Source organism: Streptomyces sp. NPDC004732, assembly GCF_040609235.1.
Lineage (GTDB): Bacteria > Actinomycetota > Actinomycetes > Streptomycetales > Streptomycetaceae > Streptomyces.
Genome location: NZ_JBEXJR010000005.1, coordinates 152,126 through 172,467, shown reverse-complemented (window position 1 = coordinate 172,467; position 20,342 = coordinate 152,126). Strand labels below are relative to the sequence as shown.

The window sequence follows — 20,342 nt, the reverse complement described above, 5'->3', positions numbered from 1 at the left end:
ACAGGCCTGGTGCCACGACAGGCCGCACCCCCGCGGCAGGCAGGAGTGCAGTGCAACGCAGCCGGCTCGCGCCCGCCGCCTTCGCCGTCCTCGCCGTCCTGCTGGCCGGTGGCTGCGGCGACCCCGGCGGGCTGCGGGGCGCGGGCCCGACGCCGACCGCCGAGGGGCCCACGCACCTCTGGCCCGACCTGGCGTCCCCTTCGGTGCCCGCCGAGGACTACGGCGCCATAGAGGCCGTCAAGGTCAAGGGCGTCAAGGTGCCCAAGGGCGACCTGCACAAGGTGGACCCCGTCGACGTCGTGCGCGCGGACTTCACGGAGAACCCGGGGACGTACGAACCCACCGACCGGGCATACAAGGAGACCGTCGAGCGGCTGAAGGACTGCGCCGAGGACGGCTCGGGCGAGCAGGGGCGGTGCCCGGTCCTCAAGGCGTACTACCGGGATCTGACCGGCGACGGCAAGGACGACCTGATCGTCGGTGTCTCGACGCCCGACGACAACCTCGACATCCGCGTCTACGCCGAGGAGAACCGGCAGCTGACGCAGATCATGGAGATGAGCGACGCCGTGCTCGGCGTCGAGCTGGCCGGGCGCGACCTGATCATCCGCGCCATCTCCAGCCTCGCGGGATACGAGTACCACACGGTCTGGTCCTGGGACTCGCACCAGAAGGCGATGCTGCCCACGAGCGACGAGATCGTCCGCTCCTCGAAGGTGTCCCCCAAGGCGCACCGGTCCAAGACGCCCCGGCCCGCCGCGCCCAGCCCCAGCCCCTCCCCCTCCGCGGGCGGCGGGCAGTGAGCGACCGGCGGCCGCGCGGGCCGCGACTCCCCGCCTGGACGGCGACCCTCACCTGGAAGGCCGCCGTCTTCATCACCGTCATGTGCTGTGCGCTCGCCGCGCTGCTCGGCGCGCTCGTGCACGTCTCGGTGACCAACCAGACCGTGGGCCAGGCCCGTGAGCGCGCCCTCTCCCACCTCGACGAGGTGACCGAGCGGTACGAGGCGGGCGACCGGCTCGGTCCCGGCGCGGGCGTCGACCCGCCCGGTCTGCCCTCGCGCCTGCGCGACCTCGCCGCGAGCGGACAGCGCGGCACGATGGTCGCCGCCCACGAGTCCCGGCCGACGATGTGGGCGGCGGGGCCCGCCGACGGGCAGCGCGCCATCGCCGTCCAGGTCGACTACGCGCAGGGCGCCCGCACCATCGACGGGCTCGACCGGGCGATCCTCGGCTCCTCGGTGCTCGCGATCGGTGCGACGCTGCTGGTCGGCGCGTTCGCCGTGACCCGGGTGACGCGGCGGCTGCACCAGACGGCGCAGGTGGCCCGGCGGATCAGCGCGGGCGACCTTGACGCGCGCGTCAAGGACCCGCACGCGGGTCCTGACCTCACCGGGGAGCCCCGGCGCCAGGACGAGGTGGCCGCGGTCGCCGGGGCCCTGGACACGATGGCCTCCACGCTGCAGGGCAAGCTGCTGAGCGAGCAGCGGTTCACCGCGGACGTGGCGCACGAGCTGCGCACCCCGCTGACCGGGCTGCACGCGGCGGCCGAGCTGCTGCCGCCGGGGCGGCCGACCGAGCTGGTCCAGGACCGGGTCGCCGCGCTGCGCACGCTGACCGAGGACCTCCTGGAGATCTCCCGGCTCGACGCGAAGAGCGAGCGGGTGGACCTGGACGCCCATCACCTCGCTCCACTGGCGGAGCGGGTGGTGCGCTCTTCCGGCGAGGGCACGGAGCTCGTCGTCGTACGCGATGTCTGCGTGGACACCGACCGGCGGCGCCTGGAGCGGGTGCTCGGCAATCTCGTCGCCAACGCGCTCAAACACGGGCGGCCGCCGGTCGTCGTGACCGTCGACGGTCCCGTCGTCTCCGTGCGGGACCACGGCGACGGCTTTCCCGACTACCTCGTGGAGCACGGGCCGCAGCGGTTCCGCACCCAGGGCACGAGCAAGGGGTCGAGCAAGGGGCACGGTCTCGGGCTGACCATCGCGCTGGGCCAGGCGGCGGTGCTCGGCGCACGGCTGACGTTCGCCAATGCGGCCGACGGCGGGGCGGTGGCGACGCTACGGCTGCCGTTCGAATCGGCGGGGGACGGCGAGGAGTCCGGCGGTCCGCAGGGCGGATCGTGAGCTTGCGCGTGTGCACCGTGCCGCTTTTAGTGTGAATTGCGGCTTACGGGCACCCGCCTCGGCCGCCCCACCCGCCCTTCCCCCGAGGAGGCCCCATGTCCCCGCGGACCACCGCCATCCGGCTCGGCATACTCGCCGCCGGCGGCGCCCTCGCCGCGCTCACCGCCGCCGGTCCCGCCGCCGCCCTGGACGACGCCAACAACCACCCGCCCGTCTACAAGGGCCGCGTCACCGCCAAGACCGGACTCCTGCTCCGCACCGCACCGACCCGCGGCAGCAAGGTGATCCGCACGGAGCCGTACGGCAGGGTCGTCACCATCTTCTGCAAGACCACGGGCGACCGCGTGGCCAACAACAACCTCTGGTACCTGCTCACCGACGGGACCTGGGCCTGGGGCTCCGCGCACTACATCGCCAACATCGGGCAGGTCCCGCGCTGGTGCTGACGCACCCTCGCCCCGCATGGCCGACATAGTCGACATAAGCGGACTTCCGGGTGATTTGCTTGCTACGTTCCCGGCATGGCAGGAACCAGCGCGGGCACCGCACCCCCAGCGGTCCCCGCTGTCCGTGTCCCCCGACGCCGTGGCACCGAACTCACCCTGCTCGTCGTGGCCGTCCTGCTCTCCGTGTACGGCTACTGCGCGGTCGGCCTCGCCAAGAACGACACCGTCCCGCCCGGCGCCGCCGGTTACGGCGCCGGGCTCGGCGTGCTCGCGCTCGTCGCCCACCTCGCCGTCCGCTTCCGCGCCCCGTACGCCGATCCGCTGCTGCTGCCCATCGCGGTGCTCCTCAACGGCCTCGGCCTGGTGCTCATCTACCGGCTCGACCTGGAGACCCCGCACGACGAGGCGGCGCCCGCCCAGCTGATCTGGTCGACCGCGGGCGTGGGCCTGTTCATCGCCGCCGTCCTCTTCCTGCGCGACCACCGCGTCCTGCAGCGCTACGCCTACCTCTCCGTCGTCACCGCGCTGCTCCTGATGATCGTGCCGATCTTCTTCCCCGCCGTGAACGGCGCCCGGATCTGGATCAGGGTCGGCGGCTTCTCCATCCAGCCCGGCGAGTTCGCCAAGATCCTGCTCGCCGTCTTCTTCGCCAGCTACCTCGCGGCCAACCGCAACGCGCTGGCCTACACCGGCCGCACGCTGTGGCGGTTCAAGCGCCTCCAGCTGCCCACCGGGCGCGTCCTCGGACCCATCGTCGCGATCTGGCTGCTCAGCGTCGGCGTCCTCGTCCTGGAGCGCGACCTCGGCACCTCGCTGCTCTTCTTCGGGCTCTTCGTGATCATGCTGTACGTCACCACCGGCCGCATCGGCTGGATCGCGGTCGGCCTGCTCCTCGCCGCGCTCGGCGCGTTCGCGGTCGGCTCGCTGGAGCCGCACGTCCACAGCCGGGTGGAGGACTGGCTGCACCCCTTCGCCTCCATCGAGGCGGGGCGGGGGCCGAACCAACTCGCCCAGTCCCTCTTCGCGTTCGCGGCGGGCGGGATGCTCGGCACCGGCCTCGGGCTTGGGCACTCCATCCTCATCGGCTTCGCCGCGAAGTCCGACTTCATCCTGGCGACGGCGGGCGAGGAGCTCGGCCTCTCGGGGCTCTGCGCGATCTTCCTGCTCTACGCGCTGCTCGTGGAGCGCGGCTTCCGGGCCGGGCTCGCCCTGCGCGACTCCTTCGGGCGGCTGCTCGCGATCGGACTCTCCTCGATCCTGGCGCTCCAGGTGTTCGTGATCGCGGGCGGCGTCATGGGGCTGATCCCGCTGACCGGCATGGCGATGCCGTTCCTCGCGCAGGGCGGCTCGTCCGTCGTCACCAACTGGATCATCGTGGCGCTGCTGATCCGGGTCAGCGACTCGGCACGCAGCCAGCCCGTGGACGAGGGGCCCCTGTGACGAGGTACATCCGGCACGCCGCCGCCTTCTGCGCCTTGCTGCTCATCGCGCTGCTCGTCAACGCCACCCGCGTCCAGGTCTTCCAGGCCGACTCCCTCGACGCCAACCAGGCCAACCGCCGCAACGCCATCGTCCGCTTCGAGCAGCCGCGCGGCGACATCATGGTCGACGGGCGGCCCGTCACCGGATCCAAGGACACCGGCGAGCAGCTCCGCTACGAACGGACGTACAAGAACGGGCCGTTGTACGCCCCCGTGACCGGCTTCGCCTCGCAGGTATACGGCACGACGTTCCTCGAGAACGCCGAGGACGACATCCTCTCCGGCACCGATCCGATGCTCGCCCCGCTCCCCCTGTGGAACGACATCACGCGCGCGCAGAACCCCGGCGGCAAGGTCGAGACCACCATCAAGGCGCCGGTGCAGCAGGCGGCGTACGCGGGCCTGGGCGGCAAGCGGGGTGCGGTCGTCGCGCTCGAACCGTCGACCGGGAAGATCCTCGCGCTGGTCAGCGCCCCTTCGTACGACCCGGAAAGGCTCTCCGGGACCAATCGGGCGGTGACGGACACCTGGGCGGAGCTGAACGGCAGCTCCGCCAAGCCGATGCTGAACCGGGCGATCCGGCAGACCTATCCGCCCGGTTCGACGTTCAAGGTGGTGACGGCCGCGGCGGCGCTGGACTCCGGCGCGGTGACGGATCCGGACGCGCCGACCAAGTCCCCGAACCCGTACACGCTGCCCGGCACCAGCACCCAGCTGACCAACGAGGTCGACGGCTGCACGAACGCCAGCCTGCGCTACGCCTTCCAGTGGTCCTGCAACACGGTCTTCGCGAAGCTCGGCGTCGACACGGGCCTCGGCCCGATGCTCGGCACGGCCCGGAACTTCGGGTTCAACGACGGCGGCCTGAAGATCCCCTCGTCCGTCGCCGCCAGCAACTTCGACACCTCGATGGACAAGGCGCAGCTCGGGCTCTCCGCCATCGGGCAGTACGACACCCGGACGACGCCGCTGCAGATGGCGATGGTGTCGGCGGCCGTGGCGAACGGCGGCTCGGTGAAGTCGCCGCACCTGGTGGACCGCACGACCACGGACGACGGCGACGTGGTCGACACCGAGGGCACCAAGTCCCTGCACCAGGCGATGAATCCGGGCACGGCGGCGCAGCTGCGCGAGATGATGACGCAGGTCGTCGACGAGGGCACGGGCACGAACGCCGCGATCCCCGATGTGACGGTCGGCGGCAAGACGGGCACCGCGCAGCACGGCATCGACAACTCCGGTACGCCGTACGCCTGGTTCATCTCCTGGGCGCAGGCGGCCGACGACCCGGAGCCCTCGGTGGCGGTCGCCGTCGTCGTCGAGGACGCGGCGGCGGACCGCGGGGACATCAGCGGGGGCGGCAGCGCGGCGCCGATCGCGAAGGCGGTGATGGAGGCGGCGATCAGCACCCGTTGACCGGCGGCGTCAGTCCAAACCGCCGGACGCGATCGCGTCCCGCACCTCCGCCACCCGCTCGTGCTCCTCGGCCGCGAAGCGCTCCGCGTCCAGCTTCTCGGCGATCTCCTCGTCCTGGGCCATGAGCTGGTCGAGGTTGGCGTTGCCCATCTCGAAGACGCCCATGTCCACGTAGGCCTCCTGGAGGCGCTTGCCCCACAGGCCGATGTCCTTGACGCACGGGACGATCCGGGAGAACAGCAACTGCCGGAACAGGGCCAGGAATTCGGACTGCTCGCTGTACTCCTGGGCCTGCGCCCTGGGGATGCCGAAGTTCTCCAGGACCTCGACGCCGCGCAGCCGGTCGCGCATCAAGTAGCAGCCCTCGATGACGAATTCCTCGCGCTCGCGCCGCTCGGCGTCCGTGAGCTGCTTGTAGTAGTCGCGCAGCGCCATCCTGCCGAAGGCCACGTGCCGGGCCTCGTCCTGCATGATGTAGGCGAGGATCTGCTTGGGCAGCGGCTTGTCCGTGGTGTCGCGGATCATGCCGAACGCGGCGAGCGCGAGGCCCTCGATGAGGACCTGCATGCCGAGGTAGGGCATGTCCCAGCGCGAGTCGCGGAGCGTGTCGCCGAGCAGCGCCTGGAGGTCGCCGTTGATCGGGTAGAGCATCCCGATCTTGTCGTGCAGGAAGCGGCTGTAGATCTCCGCGTGCCGCGCCTCGTCCATGGTCTGCGTCGCGGAGTAGAACTTCGCGTCCAGGTCGGGGACCGACTCCACGATGCGGGCCGCGCACACCATCGCACCCTGCTCGCCGTGCAGGAACTGGCTGAACTGCCAGGAGGCGTAGTGCTTGCGCAGCTCGCCCTTGTCCCGCTCGGTCATCTTCGCCCAGTGCGGCGTGCCGTAGAGCGTCATCGATTCGTCGGGGGTGCCGAGGGGGTCGAGCGGGTCGACCTCCAGGTCCCACGCGATGCGCTTGGCGCCGTCCCACTGCTTGTCCTTGCCCTTTTGGTAGAGAGCGAGGAGGCGTTCGCGCCCTTCGTCGTACTCCCAGCTGAAGCGGGCCGAACTGGCGGACGGAACGCGCCAGTTGAGCCCGTCCGGTGGACTGGTGTAAAGCTCGTGCGTCGCCATGACGGCAGGCTCACACGCTACTGGACAAGCGGTCAACAAGTCGTGCGCAAGGGATTGACGGCCTTACTGACAAGCAGTCTCATAAGACCTGACCGCCGGTAACCCCGCGACAAGGCAGGAACAGTCATGACGACGGTGACGGAAGAGGTTTCGCTAGAGGGCCTGCGGGACGCGCTCGGACTGCTCAAGGACCGCGAACAGGTCGCCCTGCGGCTCCTGGAGTCGTCCGCAAAGCACTCCTTCGACCCCGACAAGGAGCTCGACTGGGAGGCCCCGGTCGAGGAGGGCAAGTGGTTCTGGCCGCCGGAGCTCGTCTCCCTCTACGGCACGCCGATGTGGAAGCGGATGTCCGAGGAGCAGCGGTTCGACCTCGCCCGGCACGAGGCGGCCTCCCTCGCCTCGCTCGGCATCTGGTTCGAGATCATCCTGATGCAGCTGCTCGTCCGGCACATCTACGACAAGTCGGTGACCAGCGCCCATGTGCGGTACGCGCTCACCGAGATCGCCGACGAGTGCCGCCACTCCATGATGTTCGCGCGGATGATCGAGAAGGGCGGCGCCCCGACGTACCCCGTCACGCGCCTCAACCACAACCTGGCACGCGTCCTGAAGACGGTCTCCACCACCCCCGGCTCCTTCGCCTGCACCCTGCTCGGCGAGGAGATCCTCGACTGGATGCAGCGGCTGACGTTCCCCGACGAGCGCGTCCAGACGCTGGTGCGCGGCGTGACCCGCATCCACGTCGTCGAGGAGGCCCGCCACGTCCGGTACGCCCGCGAGGAGCTGCGGCGCCAGATGGTGACGGCGCCCGGCTGGGAGCGGCAGCTGACCCGCCTCAGCTGCGGCGAGGCCGCCCGCGTCTTCTCCATCGCCTTCGTGAACCCCGAGGTCTACACGAACGTGGGCCTGGACCGCAGGGAGGCCGTCGCGCAGGTGAAGGCGAGCGGGCACCGCAGGGAGGTCATGCAGACCGGGGCGAAGCGGCTGACGGACTTCCTGGACGACATCGGTGTGATGCGAGGTGTCGGGCGACGGCTTTGGCGGTCTTCGGGGTTGCTGGCCTGAGTTCTTTTGCTGCGGGCCGTGTGTGGCTGGTCGCGCCCACGCGGCGGAGCCGCATATGTCACAGCCTCGCGCCCCTGACGGCCACCCCGAGTTACGCTGCGGAGCATGACCTCGCCCGCCGCCACCACGCCCGCGTACCGCCGCCTGAGCGTCGAGGCGCGGCGGCGGCAGCTCCTGGACTCCGCGCTGACCCTCTTCGCGCACCGCGCGCCCGAGGAGGTCAATCTCGACGACGTCGCGGAGGCGGCGGGCGTCTCGCGGCCGCTCGTGTACCGCTACTTCCCCGGCGGGAAGCAGCAGTTGTACGAGGCCGCGCTGCGGTCCGCCGCCGACGACCTGGAGCAGTGCTTCGCCGAGCCGCCCGAGGGACCGCTCACCCGGCGGCTGTCGCGGGCGCTCGACCGCTATCTGGCCTTCGTCGACCAGCACGACACGGGCTTCAGCGCGCTGCTGCAGGGCGGCAGCGTGGTGGAGACCTCGCGGACCTCCGCGATAGTGGACGGCGTGCGCAGGGCCGCCGCCGAGCACATCCTCAGCCACCTCGACGTGCCGGAGCCAGGACCGCGGCTGCGCATGACCGTGCGGATGTGGATCACTGCGGTCGAGGCGGCCTCGCTGATCTGGCTGGACGAGGAGAAGCAGCCGCCGCTCGGCGATCTGCGGGACATGCTCGTGGAGCAGTTCATGGCGGTGCTCGTGGCGACCGCGGGACGCGACCCGCAGACCGCGGAGGTCGTCCGGTGGGCGCTGACCCTGGAGACGCCCGAGGGGCCGGTGGGCGACCTCGCGCGGGGCGTCCTGCCCGTGGTGGCCGACGCGGCGCACCTGCTCTGACCTCCGCGGTGTGACGCAGGGGGTGTGACACTGGGGGCGTGAAGAGCGAAGAAACCCCGTTCGTGGGCGGCCCCCTGGACGGCCGGGTGCTCCCGGTGCTGCTCGGGCCGACCGGACATCCGCCGAAGGTCTACCGCGTGCCCGTCCCCGACGACGCGGGCGGCCCGCCGACCGTTCTCGTCTACCGGCGGGTGGCCGCGGCGACCGGCAGCCGGATCTCGCTCGGCGCGCGCTGGCAGTACGACTTCGATGCGGAGGGCGACAAGGGGGGCGGCCTGAAGTGGCCGTGGTCGAAACCGGGGCCCCGCTGACGGTCTTTCCCTGCGGGTGCGTGGGGGCTTGTCGCGCAGTTCCCCGCGCCCCTCGAACGCCCCTGCGGGGCGCCCTGGCGCCGGGGCCGAGGGCGCGAGAAGGGGCGCGGGGCGAAGGTGCAGGTACAGGGGCGCGGGGAACTGCGCGACCAGCCCCCACCCGCCCGCAGACAGGACCCGTGCGACGCAACCCACCACGCCGACGCTCCCTGCAAGGGTGACCGAGGTTGCGCCACCCGCCCCCGCCAGGAGGCGGCCCCGGCGCCGGGGCCTGACGCTCGCCCTGCGCGCAGGAAAGCCCTCCGCGCCACGGAGGTGATGACGTGTCAGGCACACTGCTGCGGTGGGTCTGCACAGGGGCCGCCCTCGGCGCCCTGTGCACCGGCACTCCCCCCGCCCACGCGGCCCCGGGGCCAGGGCCGGGAGAACGCCCCGTCACCGAGCTCCTGACGGACCTTCAGCGGCTGTACAGGTCGGCCGAGGAGACCTCGGAGACGTACAACGCGACCGAGGAGAAGCTGAAGAAGCAGCGCGCCAGGGCCGCGGCCCTGGACCGGAAGCTGGCGAAGGCGCGCGCCTCCGTGCGCGACAGCAGGGGCGACGCGGGCCGGTTCGCCCGCCAGCAGTACCAGGGCACCAGCACGCTCTCCCCGTACCTGCGCCTGCTGCTCGCCCGCGACCCGCAGCGCGCCCTCGACCAGGGCCACGTCATCCAGCGGGTGGCCGCGGACCGGGCCGCCACGATGGAGCGGCTGGCGGGCGGCGCGAAGAAGGCCGACGAACTCGCGGGCGCCGCGAAGAGGGCGCTTGCCGCCCAGTCAGCCCTGGCCGCCCGGCAGAAGAAGCAGCGGGACGAGGTCGACGGACAGCTAAGGGACGTCGAGGAGCTGCTCTCCTCGCTGACCCTCGACCAGCTGGCCGCGCTGCGGCAGGCGGAGGAGGCGGGCACGGCCGAGGCCCAGCGGAAGTTCCTGGCGTCCGGCGCCCTCGGCGGCAGCCCGGCCGACCGGCCGCCCTCACGCCAGGGCGGCACGGCCCTCGACTACGCGGTGCGCCAGATCGGACGGCCCTACGAGTGGGGTGCCGAGGGCCCCGAGGCGTTCGACTGCTCGGGTCTCACCCAGCAGGCCTGGGCGCACGCGGGCCGCACGATCCCGCGGACCAGCCAGGAACAGTGGGCCGAGCTGCGCCGCGTACCGCTGTCGAAGCTCCGGCCGGGAGACCTGGTCGTCTACTTCCCCAAGGCCACGCACGTGGCGATGTACCTGGGCGACGGCAAGGTCGTCCAGGCGCCGCGCCCCGGCTCCCGCGTCAAGGTCTCGCCGATCGCGGCCAACCCGGTCCTCGGCGCCGTGCGGCCCGACCCCGGGGGCCGGGCCATGCACGGGTACACCCCGCCGAAGCTGCCCGCGGGCGCCACCTCGGGCAGCGACCTCGGGTTCGGCGGGACTCAGGCGCCGGACGTGACCGACTCCAGGTAGACGGCCGTCTTGTCCGGGTCGAAGAAGAAGTTCTCGAGGTCCGCGGGGTCGTTGAAGCCGTTGACGAACCGGTCGGCGACCGGCTGGAACTGCCCGGCCGCGCCGAGGAGGTTGAGGACGTGCTCCGGCGGGGGGCCCAGCATGGCGTTCGTCCACTTGGTGACGTGCTGCGCCGTCTCCCAGTAGCGGTCGAAGGCCGACTGCATCCAGTCGCCGTCGAAGGGCTTGTCGCCGTGCTCGACGATCGAGGAGATGTACGAAGCGGCGCACTTGGACGCCGAGTTGGAGCCCTGCCCGGTGATCGGGTCGTTGGCGACGACGACATCGGCGACACCGAGGACGAGGCCGCCGCTGGGCAGCTGTCCGATCGGCTTGCGCACGGTGGGGGCGTACCGCCCGGCCAGCGTGCCGCCCGCGTCGGTCAGTTCGACCTTCGTGGCGCGCGCGTACTCCCAGGGCAGGAACTTCTCCAGGAGTTCGAGGGTGAGCGCCAGGTGCTCCGAAGGGTCCTTGACGCCCTGGAAGACGTCGAGCGGGCCGCCGGGGATGCCCTCCCAGAAGAGGATGTCCGCGCGGCCGGACGTGGTGAGCGTCGGCATGACGAAGAGCTCGCCGACGCCGGGCACCAGGTTGCAGCGCACCGCGTCGAACTCGGGGTGCTCGGGGCGCGGGCCGAGGCCGTGCACGTACGCCACCGCGAGCGCGCGCTGCGGGGTGTCGAACGGCGAGCGGGACGCGTCGCGCTCGAACATCGAGACGAGCTCGCCCTTGCCCGCGGAGACGAGCACCAGGTCGTAGGTGCGCGAGAAGTAGTCGAGGTCGCCGACCGCGGCGCCGTGGATGACCAGCTGGCCGCCGCGCTGCGCGAACGTGTCCATCCAGCCGGCCATCTTCACGCGCTGGTCGACGGACTGGGCGTACCCGTCGAGCTTGCCGACCCAGTCGATGGGTCGGGAGCCGTCGGGGCCCGCGACGGAGATGCCGACGCCCTCGATCTTCGGGGCCTGCGACTCCCAGAAGTTCGCCTGGATGTCGCGCTCGTGCTGGAGCGCCGTGTGGAACATGCACTGCGTGGACATGACACGGCCGGACCGGATCTCGTCCGCTGTGCGGTTGGACATCAGGGTGATCTCGTACCCCTGCGCCTGGAGCCCGAGGGCGATCTGGAGTCCGGCCTGGCCGGCTCCGACGACAAGTATCTTCCGCATGCGGGTCCTTCTTCTTCCTCGGGGCTCTTACTCGGGGGTCGCGTCGAGCGCGTGGCCGACCAGGGCGAGCAGGGACTCGATGACCGAGATCCGCTGCCTGGCGTCCATGATCAGTACCGGTATGTGCGGCGGTACTGTCAAGGCCTCGCGCACGTCCACCACCTCGAACTCCTCGCTGCCGTCGAAGTGGTTGACGGCCACGATGTACGGCAGGCCGCAGCTTTCGAAGTAGTCGAGGGCCGGGAAGCAGTCGGACAGGCGGCGGGTGTCGGCGAGCACGACGGCGCCGATCGCGCCGCGCACCAGGTCGTCCCACATGAACCAGAAGCGCTGCTGGCCGGGCGTACCGAAGAGGTAGAGCACCAGGTCGTCGTCGAGCGTGATGCGGCCGAAGTCCATGGCGACCGTGGTGGTCGTCTTCTCCGGGGTCGCGGTGAGATCGTCGGTGTCGGCGCTCGCCTGGGTCATCAGCGCCTCCGTCTGGAGGGGCGTGATCTCGGAGACGGCGGTCACCAGCGTCGTCTTGCCGACGCCGAAGCCACCTGCCACCACTATCTTCGTGGCGATCGGGGCACGTGACCTGTCCGTCTGCCAGGCCTGCAACTGACCCTCGTTCTCGAGGAGTTCAGAGACGGCGGAGTCCACTCAGCACCCTTTCCAGCAGTGCGCGGTCGGGCTGTCCCGGGCCGTGGCCCGTTCCGTACACGCGGATCTTTCCCTGGTCGGCGAGGTCGCTGAGCAGCACGCGGACCACACCGAGCGGCATCTTGAGGAGCGCGGAGATCTCCGCCACCGTGCGCATGCGACGGCAGATCTCGACGATCGCCCGCATCTCCGGCATGACCCTCGACAGCGTGCCCTTGGTCAGTTCGAGGCGCTCGTCGGGCGCCTCGATCGCGGCGTTGCTGGCCACGAACGTCTCGACGAGCAGGACGTGGCCGAACCTGGTCCGGCCGCCGGTCAGCGAGTAGGGACGCACACGGGCGGGTTTTCGCTCGCCGCCGCGCTGCGGCAGCTTCGGTGTCTTGCGGCTGCTGCTCATCGGGCACTCTCCATCGACTGGCGCAGTTCGCTGCGGAGTTCGGGGGTGAGGACGTGCCCGGCACGGCCGACGAACAGCGCCATGTGGTACGCGACGACGCTCATGTCGCAGTCCGGGGTGGCGTGCACGCCGAGGAGCGATCCGTCGCTGACCACCATGACGAAGAGGCTGCCCTCCTCCATCGCCACCACGGTCTGCTTGACCCCTCCGCCGTCCATCAGCTTGGCGGCGCCGATGGTGAGGGAGCCGAGCCCGGAGACGATGGTCGCGAGGTCGGCGCTCGAGCCCTTGGGCCCGGTGGGCTTGTCCGCGGGCCGTTCGGCGTTCCGCCCGGGGTCGGAGGAGAGCAGCAGCAGCCCGTCGGACGAGACGACCGCGACGGAGAGAATCCCGGGCACCTCCTCCACCAGGTTCGTCAGGAGCCAGTGCAGGTTACGGGCTTCCCTGCTCAGGCCGTACGCGGTGGGTTCGGCGGAAGAACTGGGCGTGCGCATGGGCGCAGTCAACTGCTTGCCTCCTCGACTGGGTCCCCCATTACGTCTGCGGCTCGTTCGTTCTGCTCCGGCGGCTCGGCCGTCGGGTCTTCCCCGGCGATCTCGGCCTCCACGTCCCGTCGGCCGCTCATCGCGCCCTGGTGGAAGCCGCCGAGGCGGCGCCGCAGTGCTTCGGCGTCCACGGATCCGGTGCGCGGCTTGGGCGCGGCGGCCGCGGGCGCGGTGATCTTCGGGGTGCGCTTGGGCAGCCCCTTGTCGGTGACGCGCTCCCACTTGGGGGGCGCGGAGTCCGACTCGGAATCCGGCTCCGGCTCGGGCTCGGACTCCGGCTCAGGGGCCGCGTCGGGCTCCGGGGCCGGGTCAGGGTCCGGGGCCGGGTCCAGGTCCTGCGCGGTCGCCTCCGGCGCCGGGGGCGCCGCGAGCTCCATGGTCGTCTCCGCCGAAGGTGACGGTGACGGTTCAGGTGCGGGAGACGGCGAGGGAGAGGGCGAAGGCAGCGCCGACTCCAGCGTCCGCTCGGCCGCCGCGATCAGCGGGTCCTCACCGGATGCGCTGGTCAGACGCCCCGGAAGCACGTTGGAGTTGGCCTCGGCCTCCGATCCCGGCAGATGGGTCAGGGGCTCCCCGGACCGCGGCGGCGTGACCACCGCGGCCGTCGAAGGAGCCTCGGCGAGAATCCCCTCGGGCAGCACGACGACCGCCGCGACCCCGCCCTGCTTCTGGTCCCGCAGCCGCACCCGCGCCCCGTGCCGGGCCGCGAGCCGCGCGACGACGTACAGACCGAGCCCGAGGCCGTCCCCGCTCTCCTGGTCGTACGCGTCGTCGGGGTCGAAGTCGGCGAGGCGGGCGTTGAGCTCCCGCATCCGGTCCTGGGTGACGCCGATGCCCTCGTCCTGGACGGAGAGCATCACCTCGCCGTTCTCCAGGAGCCAGCCGGAGACCTCGACGGAGGAGTCCGGCGGCGAGAACGAGGTCGCGTTCTCCAGGAGTTCGGCGGTGAGGTGGCTTATGTCGTCCGCGGCGAAGCCCGCCACGTGCGCGTGCGGCGGCAGCGTGGAGATGCGGACGCGCTCGTACCGCTCGATCTCGGAGACGGCCGCGCGCACGACGTCGACGAGCGGGACGGCGCCGGGGTGCTGGTGGCCGTGGTCGGCGCCGGCCAGGACCAGGAGGTTCTCGCTGTGCCGCCGCATGACCGTGGCGAGGTGGTCGAGCTTGAAGAGCGTGGCGAGCCGGTCCGGGTCCTGCTCGCGGTCCTCCAGGTGCTCGATGACGGCGAGCTGGCGCTCCACCAGGCCCAGCGTGCGCAGGGCGAGGTTGACGAAGGTGCCGTGGATGGACTGGCGCACCCGCTCCAGGTGCGCGGAGGCCTCGGCGAGTTCCTCGCGCAGCGCCGCGCGCTCGTCGGCCATGGACTGCCGCTGCCCGATGAGGTGCTTGCGGTCCGATTCGAGGGTGCCCAGGCGCTCGGTGAGGGCGGCCGCGTGGCCGTGCAGCGCGTTGACGGAGCGTACGACCTGGGCGAACTCGTCGTCGCGGCCGGTGAACCTGATCGGCTCCTGGGGCGCGGGTTCGGTCGCGAGGCGGGCCGAGCCGAGGCGCAGGACGGCGAGCGGGCGGGTCAGCGAACGGGCCGTGCCCATCGCGAAGCCGACGGCGACGAGCAGACAGACGCCGACGAGCGCGATCCGGATCTCCAGCGCCGTGACGTCGTCGTCGCGCAGCTGGGCGAGGTGCTTGGCGCGCGCGACGCCGAGCGCCGACTCGGCGCCGCGCATCGTTTCGATGCGGGCGGAGAGCGCGGCGTCGACCTTCTTGCGGTCGTAGCGCCGCTCGGCGGCGGAGAGCTTGGGCTCGTCGGTGAGGCGCTCCAGGTACTTCTCGGCGGTGCCGACCTCGGAGCCGGTGACGGTCGATTCGTACGCGGCGCGGGCGGAGTCGCCCGCCGCGTCGCGGAAGTCGGCGAGGGCGGCAAGCTCGCGGACGCGGGCCTGCTGGGCGGCGGTGGTGAGCTCGTCGCGGCGCCGGGCGTCGGCCGGGGACTCCTCGGTGACCGTGGTCGGCAGGCCGGTGACCGGGTCGACGGAGGGGGTGCCGGTGGGGCTGGGCAGGGCGAGGGCGGCGAGGAGGAGTCCACGGGCCGCGGCGGCCTGCTCGACGGCGTGGTCGAGGTCGGAGAGGGCGAGGGCGCCCCGGTTGGCCTCGGGGGGCAGCTGCTCGGCCAGGTCGCGGGTGAGGCCGTGCAGTTCGGTGATGACCTTGGTGTACGCCTCATGGGCTTCGAGAGCGGTGCTCTTGCCGGTGAGCGCCGCTCTGCGCACGGCGGCGATGTCGGCGAGGTCGTCGCGCAGTCCGGCGGGCGCCTCGGCGCCGCGGAGCTCGTCGATCTGCCGGTCCACGCGGGCGCTGCGGCTCTCGGAGAGGCCCTTGCCCTGCGGCCGCCCGGAGGCGATGAACGTGGTGACCTCGTCCCGCTCGTCGGCGAGCGAGTGACCGAGGGAGACCGCCTGCTGGGTCTGTCCGGCGAGGGTGACCAGGCTCTGCTTGTCGTTCAGGCTGCCGGACGCGGCGACGACGGCGGGCGCACCCGCACCCGCGACGGCGGCAGCCACGACGGCGACCGCGACGATCAGCCGATTGCGCACGCGTGCGGTGGGCGCCTTGTTGACCGGGGGCGCCGGGACAGGGGCGTCCGCACTCGCGGAGGCAGCACCCGGCGAGCCCGCACCCGGGGAACCTGCGCCCGGGGAGGCGTCCGTGGCCGTGCGCTCCGGCGCATGCTCGGTAGGAGTCGTCGCGCCCGGCGTGGCCCCTTCCGGGGCCGTCTGCTTGCCTTTGCGCCGAGGCCGCATCTTCTGCACCGGTGCTCGCATTCTTGGTTTTTCGTCTGCCCTTGGCCCGGGTGACGACCTGTCAACGCGAGCGCTCCCCCCGGTACGGCTCCTGACACTTCCAGTGCCGGTTGGTGGCGGTCGCGCATCGCCTGCCTGGCCACCCGAAGGAGTGAACATCGGCGGGGAGTTGGGGGGCAAGTCCCGGTACGGCCGCCATGGGCCCCCTGCGGCACGCCGGTTGGACGTCTCCCACCGGCTTTGGCAGGATGCGCCGCCACACCCCTGACGGAGTTGATCATTCCGGTCGATTTCCGGCGTCGGGCCTGCCCGCGGGTGCCGGTTCGCCCCCTCTTTTCGGCATCCGGTGGACCCTGTGAAGAGCTCGTGCAGACTGGCCGGATGCGTATCGAACTCGCCACCGAGCCCGGTGACCCCGCACGCCCCAACGAGGACTACGCGTCGGTCGCGCTTCCCGCGTCCGGACAGGGCGGATCGCTCGTCCTCCTGGACGGCGTGACACCACCGGAGGGGTCGGTGGGCTGTCCGCATTCCGTCCCCTGGTTCACCGCGCGACTCGGCGGCGCGCTGGGGGAACTGTCCGTTTCACGGCGGGATATGACGCTCACTGAGATTCTGGCGGCGGCCATCACCCGTACCGCCGACGCCCATAGTTCAACCTGTGACCTTTCTCACCCGCGCACTCCGCAGGCAACCGTGGTGCTCGTGCGGTGGGACGAGGAGCGCGTCGAGCACCTGGTCCTGTCCGACTCGGCGCTGCTCATCGCGGGCCACGAGGGCGAGGTGACCGCCGTCCTCGACCGCCGCCTCGCCGAGCTGCCGCCCGCCGTGCACGCCCTGCGCGACCAGGTGCGTGCCCTGCCGCGCGGCTCCGCCGAGCGGGACGTGGCGGCCCGTGCCTACGGAGCGGCGGTCGAAGCGCTGCGCAACGCGGAGGACGGCTTCTTCACGGCCGCCTCCGACCCCGCCGCCGCCCTGCGCGCCGTCACCGGAGAGCTGCCGCGGGCGGACGTCACGGCAGTGGCGGCGCTCACCGACGGGGCCGGGCGGTGGGTCGAGACGTTCCGCGAGGGCGACTGGGCCGACTGCCTCACGCTGCTGCGCAAGCAGGGGCCGCAGCATCTGGTGGACCGGGTCCGGGAGTTGGAGCTCGCGGATCCGGACCGCCTCGCCTTCCCGCGCGGGAAGCGGCACGACGACGCGGCGGTCGTCTACGCGGAATGGTGAGAGAAATACAAATACACCTCCGGAACATTTCAACTGAAGTAGAGATCAGGAATTCGGAGTTGAAATTCCGCTCCCGGAAAGGGAAGGATCGAATGCGAGGAGATCGCACGGCCATGCCCGGCCGTGCGCCCACGCACAAGAGGAGAACGGGATGTCGCGCAGAGCGGCCATCTTCGGCGCCGCGCTCGCGGCCGCACTGGTCGTCACCGGCTGCGGTGCGGACGAGAAGGACAGCGGTAACGGCGGCGAGGGCGGTGGCGGTTCGGAATCGTCGGCCGTCGACGCGGCATTACTCGGCAAGGTGCCCACCCCAGAGGTGAGCGAGATGGCGGGCGCGATGGGGATGTGGACCACGGAAAAGAATTTCGTGAAGGCCGGATTGAAGAAGATATCCGGATATCCACTGGCAGGCGGAAAAGCAGAGTGGGAGATACCGCTCGGCGGCGAGGTCTGCTGGTCCTCTCAGCAGGCCACGGAGGACGGGCTCGTCGCCGTCCTCTTCCAGAACGACAAGGACGACCCCGCGGTCTGCACCGAAGTCGGCCTCGTCGACATCGACAAGGGCAAACTGCTGTGGCAGAAGCAGGGCCTGGACAGTTACGGGAGCCGTCAGATGTTCGACGAGGTGACCATCGGCGGCGGCACCGTGGCCGCGGCGGGCACCAGTGCCAGCGCGGGCTGGACGACCGGCGGCAAGCCGCTGTGGTCGCCCGCCGCCACCGAGGACGAGAAGTGCCCGGCGAAGGGCTTCGCGGGCGAGGGCGAGAAGCTGGTCGTGGTGCGCGACTGCGGCGACACCGACCACCCGAAGCTCACCCTGCAGACCGTCGACCCCGCGACGCGCGCGGTGAAGTCCTCCTACGGATTCGCGCCGGGCATCGAGGACGCGCACGTGGTCTCCGCCGACCCGCTGGTGGTCGCCGTGGACGACGGCGACTCCCCCGGCGGCTCGGGCATCACCGAGTTCCTGTCGCTCGACGACTCCGCGGCACGGGGCAAGCTGCTCGCCACGATCGGCACGACGGGCGGCAAGTACGGCAAGTACGACGCCGAGTGCGCCAGTACGAACGTCACGAACTGCTCGCAGCTGGCCGTCGACAAGAAGACCGGCACGCTCTTCCTCGGCACCCGGGACGCGGGCCCCGGCTCCGAGGGCGACAACGACGTCGTCGCCCTCGACCTGAAGACCGGGAAGAAGAAGGGCACCACCCAGGGGACCGACGAGGGTGCGCTGATCCCCATGGGCGTGGACGAGGGCGGCAAGGTCGTCGCGTACCAGGAGGCGAACATCGTCGGCGAGGCCGGCGGTGCGGTCTGGCGGATCGACCCGGCCACCTTCGAGAAGACGAAGGTCCTGCAGAACCCGGGCAGGAGTTACGAGATGGAGGCGCGGTTCGAGACGGACCGGCGGCTGCTGTTCGCCGGTGAGCGGCTCTACCTCGGCGCCGACCACGTCAGCGAACCCTCCGACGTCTACAAGGAGAAGCAGCCGCTGGCGGTCGTCTTCGGCGCGAAGTAGCCGCCGCTCCCGATGCGCGTGCGGGCACCCGGGTCCGATGGGCTCAGGTGTCCGCGCTCGCGTTCAGCCGCCCAAGGAGCCGGGCCAGTTCGGAGACCTCCGTCCGCTCCCAGCTGGCGAGCCGTCGCACGTACTGGGCGCGGCGGGCGGCGCGCACCGTGCGGAAGCGGGTGCGGCCGTCGGGCGTGAGCCGGATGAGCCAGGCGCGCCCGTCGGCGGGATCGGGCTCGCGCGCGACCAGGCCGAGCTCTTCGAGCGCCCGCAACTGGCGGCTCATGGTGGCCTTGCCGACGCCGATGAAGGCCGCGAGGTCGGTGGCCCGCTGCGGGCCCGAGTCGTCCAGACAGACGAGCAGTCCGTACGCCGCGGGCTCCAGGTCGGGGTGGACCTGCCGTGCCATCTCGCCCGACGAGGCCCGGGCGCGGCGCATCAGGAGGGACAACTCCCGCTCCAGGGAGAGGAACTCGCGGTCCGCCCCCTGCGCCTCCTGATCGCCTTGCCCCGGATCGTCCCGCGTGTCCTCGACATCGTGCCCCACGTCGTCCTGCGCGCCGGGCTCCACGCCCTCTTCTGCAGCACCCATGTCCCGCTTTCCCGATTCTGAAAGTTATCGCCGGAAGGCCCTCGCACCGCGGCCGTCGTGGCAGCGGCCTGACCAGTATTTCGCAAGGTCCGGGCGGTGCCGCTCCGGTGCGGCCGCCACAGGAGTGGACCAACGGCAGAACTCTGGCCCTCTTCCCTAGCGGCGGTCTACGTGCGTAGCTTTTCAAGTGACATGTTCACACCACTGCATGTCGACAGGTCCCCACCGAGCACCACCGAGGCCTTCGGAGGCACGCACATGCCCGTGCACAGACCCGGACCGGCCCGCCGCTCGCGCTTGTCGCAGACGGGGGTTCTCCTCGCAGCACTGTCCGCTCTCTCCCTCCTCCTGACGCTCCCCACGGCGGCCCAGGCGGACGACGTCCCCGACCGCGGGACCGCCCGCCTCGGCCAGGGCGTCATCGAACACGACGGCCAGGGCGGGCAGCCCACCGGCGGTGACGCCGCCCAGACCGAGGGCGTCGACGTCAGCGGCCACCAGGGCAACGTCGCCTGGCAGACGCTCTGGAACAGCGGCGTGAAGTGGGCCTACGTCAAGGCCACCGAGAGCACGTCGTACAAGAACCCCTACTTCACCCAGCAGTACAACGGCTCGTACAACGTCGGCATGATCCGCGGCGCGTACCACTTCGCGACGCCCGACACCTCGAGCGGCGCCACCCAGGCCAACTACTTCGCGAGCGGGGGCGGCGGCTGGTCGCGCGACGGCAGGACGCTGCCGGGCGCCCTGGACATCGAGTGGAACCCGTACGGCGCGGCCTGCTTCGGCAAGTCGCAGTCAGCGATGGTCAGCTGGATCCGTGACTTCCTGAACACCTACAAGTCCCGCACCGGCCGTGACGCCGTCATCTACACCGCGACCAGCTGGTGGAAGCAGTGCACCGGCAACTACAGCGGCTTCGGCGCCAGCAACCCGCTCTGGATCGCCCGTTACAACACGGGTCCGGGCGAACTCCCGGCCGGATGGGGCTTCCAGACGATGTGGCAGTACACCTCGTCGGGTCCGACGGTCGGTGACCACAACAAGTTCAACGGCGCCCTCGACCGGGTGGTGGCGCTCGCCAACGGCTGAGCGCACGGACGGCGGCCACCCCTGCGTGGGGGTGGCCGCCGTTCCCG

Annotated in this window: 19 protein-coding genes; 12 read left to right on the top strand and 7 right to left on the bottom strand. The window is 71.4% G+C overall.

What is annotated here, in order from left to right:
• The first annotated feature begins 50 nt into the window (after positions 1-50).
• The 5 genes from ABZV77_RS16285 (at position 51) to ABZV77_RS16265 (ending at position 5,471) form a co-directional block, all read left to right on the top strand.
• Positions 51-803, top strand: coding sequence for a hypothetical protein (locus ABZV77_RS16285; RefSeq protein ID WP_356256406.1), 753 nt, complete (start codon positions 51-53; stop codon positions 801-803).
• A complete protein-coding gene (locus tag ABZV77_RS16280; protein WP_356256403.1) occupies positions 800-2,128 on the top strand; it encodes a HAMP domain-containing sensor histidine kinase in 1,329 nt (442 codons plus the stop codon). Before ABZV77_RS16285 ends, ABZV77_RS16280 begins: the two co-directional genes overlap by 4 nt.
• A 95-nt stretch (positions 2,129-2,223) precedes the next feature.
• Complete coding sequence (locus tag ABZV77_RS16275) at positions 2,224-2,574, top strand: SH3 domain-containing protein (protein ID WP_356256400.1); 351 nt, start codon at positions 2,224-2,226, stop codon at positions 2,572-2,574.
• A gap of 75 nt (positions 2,575-2,649) precedes the next feature.
• Positions 2,650-4,014 carry an FtsW/RodA/SpoVE family cell cycle protein gene (locus tag ABZV77_RS16270; protein WP_356256397.1) on the top strand — a complete coding sequence of 455 codons (1,365 nt, stop codon included), beginning with the start codon at positions 2,650-2,652 and terminating at the stop codon, positions 4,012-4,014.
• The gene (locus tag ABZV77_RS16265) at positions 4,011-5,471 is read left to right on the top strand and encodes a penicillin-binding transpeptidase domain-containing protein (RefSeq protein ID WP_356256394.1); all 1,461 of its coding nucleotides are present in this window, start codon (positions 4,011-4,013) and stop codon (positions 5,469-5,471) included. Before ABZV77_RS16270 ends, ABZV77_RS16265 begins: the two co-directional genes overlap by 4 nt.
• Before the next feature lie 9 nt (positions 5,472-5,480).
• On the opposite strand, the gene ABZV77_RS16260 is transcribed toward ABZV77_RS16265, so the two are convergent.
• Positions 5,481-6,587: a ferritin-like domain-containing protein gene (locus ABZV77_RS16260; protein ID WP_356256391.1), complete on the bottom strand. Its 1,107-nt coding sequence runs from the start codon at positions 6,585-6,587 to the stop codon at positions 5,481-5,483.
• Positions 6,588-6,713: 126 nt separating this feature from the next.
• On the opposite strand from ABZV77_RS16260, the gene ABZV77_RS16255 reads away from it, so the two are divergent.
• The 4 genes from ABZV77_RS16255 (at position 6,714) to ABZV77_RS16240 (ending at position 10,278) form a co-directional block, all read left to right on the top strand.
• A complete protein-coding gene (locus tag ABZV77_RS16255; protein ID WP_356256388.1) occupies positions 6,714-7,652 on the top strand; it encodes a diiron oxygenase in 939 nt (312 codons plus the stop codon).
• Positions 7,653-7,757: 105 nt separating this feature from the next.
• Complete coding sequence (locus tag ABZV77_RS16250) at positions 7,758-8,486, top strand: TetR/AcrR family transcriptional regulator (protein ID WP_356256385.1); 729 nt, start codon at positions 7,758-7,760, stop codon at positions 8,484-8,486.
• Between the two features lie 38 nt (positions 8,487-8,524).
• Positions 8,525-8,797 carry a hypothetical protein gene (locus ABZV77_RS16245; protein WP_356256382.1) on the top strand — a complete coding sequence of 91 codons (273 nt, stop codon included), beginning with the start codon at positions 8,525-8,527 and terminating at the stop codon, positions 8,795-8,797.
• A gap of 374 nt (positions 8,798-9,171) precedes the next feature.
• Entirely contained in the window at positions 9,172-10,278 is a 1,107-nt protein-coding gene (locus tag ABZV77_RS16240; RefSeq protein ID WP_356257607.1) for a C40 family peptidase, read from the top strand.
• Here ABZV77_RS16240 and ABZV77_RS16235 read toward each other — a convergent pair.
• Genes ABZV77_RS16235 through ABZV77_RS16215 form a run of 5 tightly spaced genes read right to left on the bottom strand, consistent with a single transcriptional unit; the run spans position 10,248 to position 15,667 of the window.
• A complete protein-coding gene (locus ABZV77_RS16235) occupies positions 10,248-11,486 on the bottom strand; it encodes a styrene monooxygenase/indole monooxygenase family protein (protein WP_356256379.1) in 1,239 nt (412 codons plus the stop codon). The two genes, ABZV77_RS16240 and ABZV77_RS16235, sit on opposite strands and share 31 nt — an antisense overlap.
• A gap of 27 nt (positions 11,487-11,513) precedes the next feature.
• Positions 11,514-12,131, bottom strand: coding sequence for an ATP/GTP-binding protein (locus ABZV77_RS16230; RefSeq protein WP_356256376.1), 618 nt, complete (start codon positions 12,129-12,131; stop codon positions 11,514-11,516).
• Positions 12,112-12,528 carry a DUF742 domain-containing protein gene (locus tag ABZV77_RS16225; RefSeq protein WP_356256374.1) on the bottom strand — a complete coding sequence of 139 codons (417 nt, stop codon included), beginning with the start codon at positions 12,526-12,528 and terminating at the stop codon, positions 12,112-12,114. Before ABZV77_RS16225 ends, ABZV77_RS16230 begins: the two co-directional genes overlap by 20 nt.
• The gene (locus tag ABZV77_RS16220) at positions 12,525-13,022 is read right to left on the bottom strand and encodes a roadblock/LC7 domain-containing protein (RefSeq protein WP_356256371.1); all 498 of its coding nucleotides are present in this window, start codon (positions 13,020-13,022) and stop codon (positions 12,525-12,527) included. Before ABZV77_RS16220 ends, ABZV77_RS16225 begins: the two co-directional genes overlap by 4 nt.
• Positions 13,023-13,030: 8 nt before the next feature.
• Entirely contained in the window at positions 13,031-15,667 is a 2,637-nt protein-coding gene (locus ABZV77_RS16215) for a nitrate- and nitrite sensing domain-containing protein (RefSeq protein WP_356256369.1), read from the bottom strand.
• 588 nt (positions 15,668-16,255) lie between these two features.
• On the opposite strand from ABZV77_RS16215, the gene ABZV77_RS16210 reads away from it, so the two are divergent.
• A complete protein-coding gene (locus ABZV77_RS16210; RefSeq protein WP_356256367.1) occupies positions 16,256-17,101 on the top strand; it encodes a protein phosphatase 2C domain-containing protein in 846 nt (281 codons plus the stop codon).
• Between the two features lie 151 nt (positions 17,102-17,252).
• Positions 17,253-18,620, top strand: a complete 1,368-nt coding sequence (locus tag ABZV77_RS16205; RefSeq protein WP_356256365.1) for a hypothetical protein — start codon at positions 17,253-17,255, stop codon at positions 18,618-18,620.
• A 43-nt stretch (positions 18,621-18,663) separates the two neighbouring features.
• Here the strand turns inward: ABZV77_RS16205 and ABZV77_RS16200 are convergent, their stop codons facing one another.
• A complete protein-coding gene (locus ABZV77_RS16200) occupies positions 18,664-19,203 on the bottom strand; it encodes a MarR family transcriptional regulator (protein WP_356256363.1) in 540 nt (179 codons plus the stop codon).
• Positions 19,204-19,461: 258 nt separating this feature from the next.
• Here ABZV77_RS16200 and ABZV77_RS16195 point away from each other — a divergent pair, with 258 nt between their 5' ends.
• Positions 19,462-20,295: a lysozyme gene (locus ABZV77_RS16195; protein WP_356256361.1), complete on the top strand. Its 834-nt coding sequence runs from the start codon at positions 19,462-19,464 to the stop codon at positions 20,293-20,295.
• Positions 20,296-20,342: the final 47 nt, after the last annotated feature.

Coding starts and splice junctions, on each gene's coding strand:
- ABZV77_RS16275 (WP_356256400.1), top strand. CDS start 2,224: ATGTCCCCGCGGACCACCGCCATCCGGCTCGGCATACTCGCCGCCGGC.
- ABZV77_RS16270 (WP_356256397.1), top strand. CDS start 2,650: ATGGCAGGAACCAGCGCGGGCACCGCACCCCCAGCGGTCCCCGCTGTC.
- ABZV77_RS16260 (WP_356256391.1), bottom strand. CDS start 6,587: ATGGCGACGCACGAGCTTTACACCAGTCCACCGGACGGGCTCAACTGG.
- ABZV77_RS16255 (WP_356256388.1), top strand. CDS start 6,714: ATGACGACGGTGACGGAAGAGGTTTCGCTAGAGGGCCTGCGGGACGCG.
- ABZV77_RS16250 (WP_356256385.1), top strand. CDS start 7,758: ATGACCTCGCCCGCCGCCACCACGCCCGCGTACCGCCGCCTGAGCGTC.
- ABZV77_RS16235 (WP_356256379.1), bottom strand. CDS start 11,486: ATGCGGAAGATACTTGTCGTCGGAGCCGGCCAGGCCGGACTCCAGATC.
- ABZV77_RS16225 (WP_356256374.1), bottom strand. CDS start 12,528: ATGAGCAGCAGCCGCAAGACACCGAAGCTGCCGCAGCGCGGCGGCGAG.
- ABZV77_RS16220 (WP_356256371.1), bottom strand. CDS start 13,022: ATGCGCACGCCCAGTTCTTCCGCCGAACCCACCGCGTACGGCCTGAGC.
- ABZV77_RS16210 (WP_356256367.1), top strand. CDS start 16,256: ATGCGTATCGAACTCGCCACCGAGCCCGGTGACCCCGCACGCCCCAAC.
- ABZV77_RS16205 (WP_356256365.1), top strand. CDS start 17,253: ATGTCGCGCAGAGCGGCCATCTTCGGCGCCGCGCTCGCGGCCGCACTG.
- ABZV77_RS16200 (WP_356256363.1), bottom strand. CDS start 19,203: ATGGGTGCTGCAGAAGAGGGCGTGGAGCCCGGCGCGCAGGACGACGTG.
- ABZV77_RS16195 (WP_356256361.1), top strand. CDS start 19,462: ATGCCCGTGCACAGACCCGGACCGGCCCGCCGCTCGCGCTTGTCGCAG.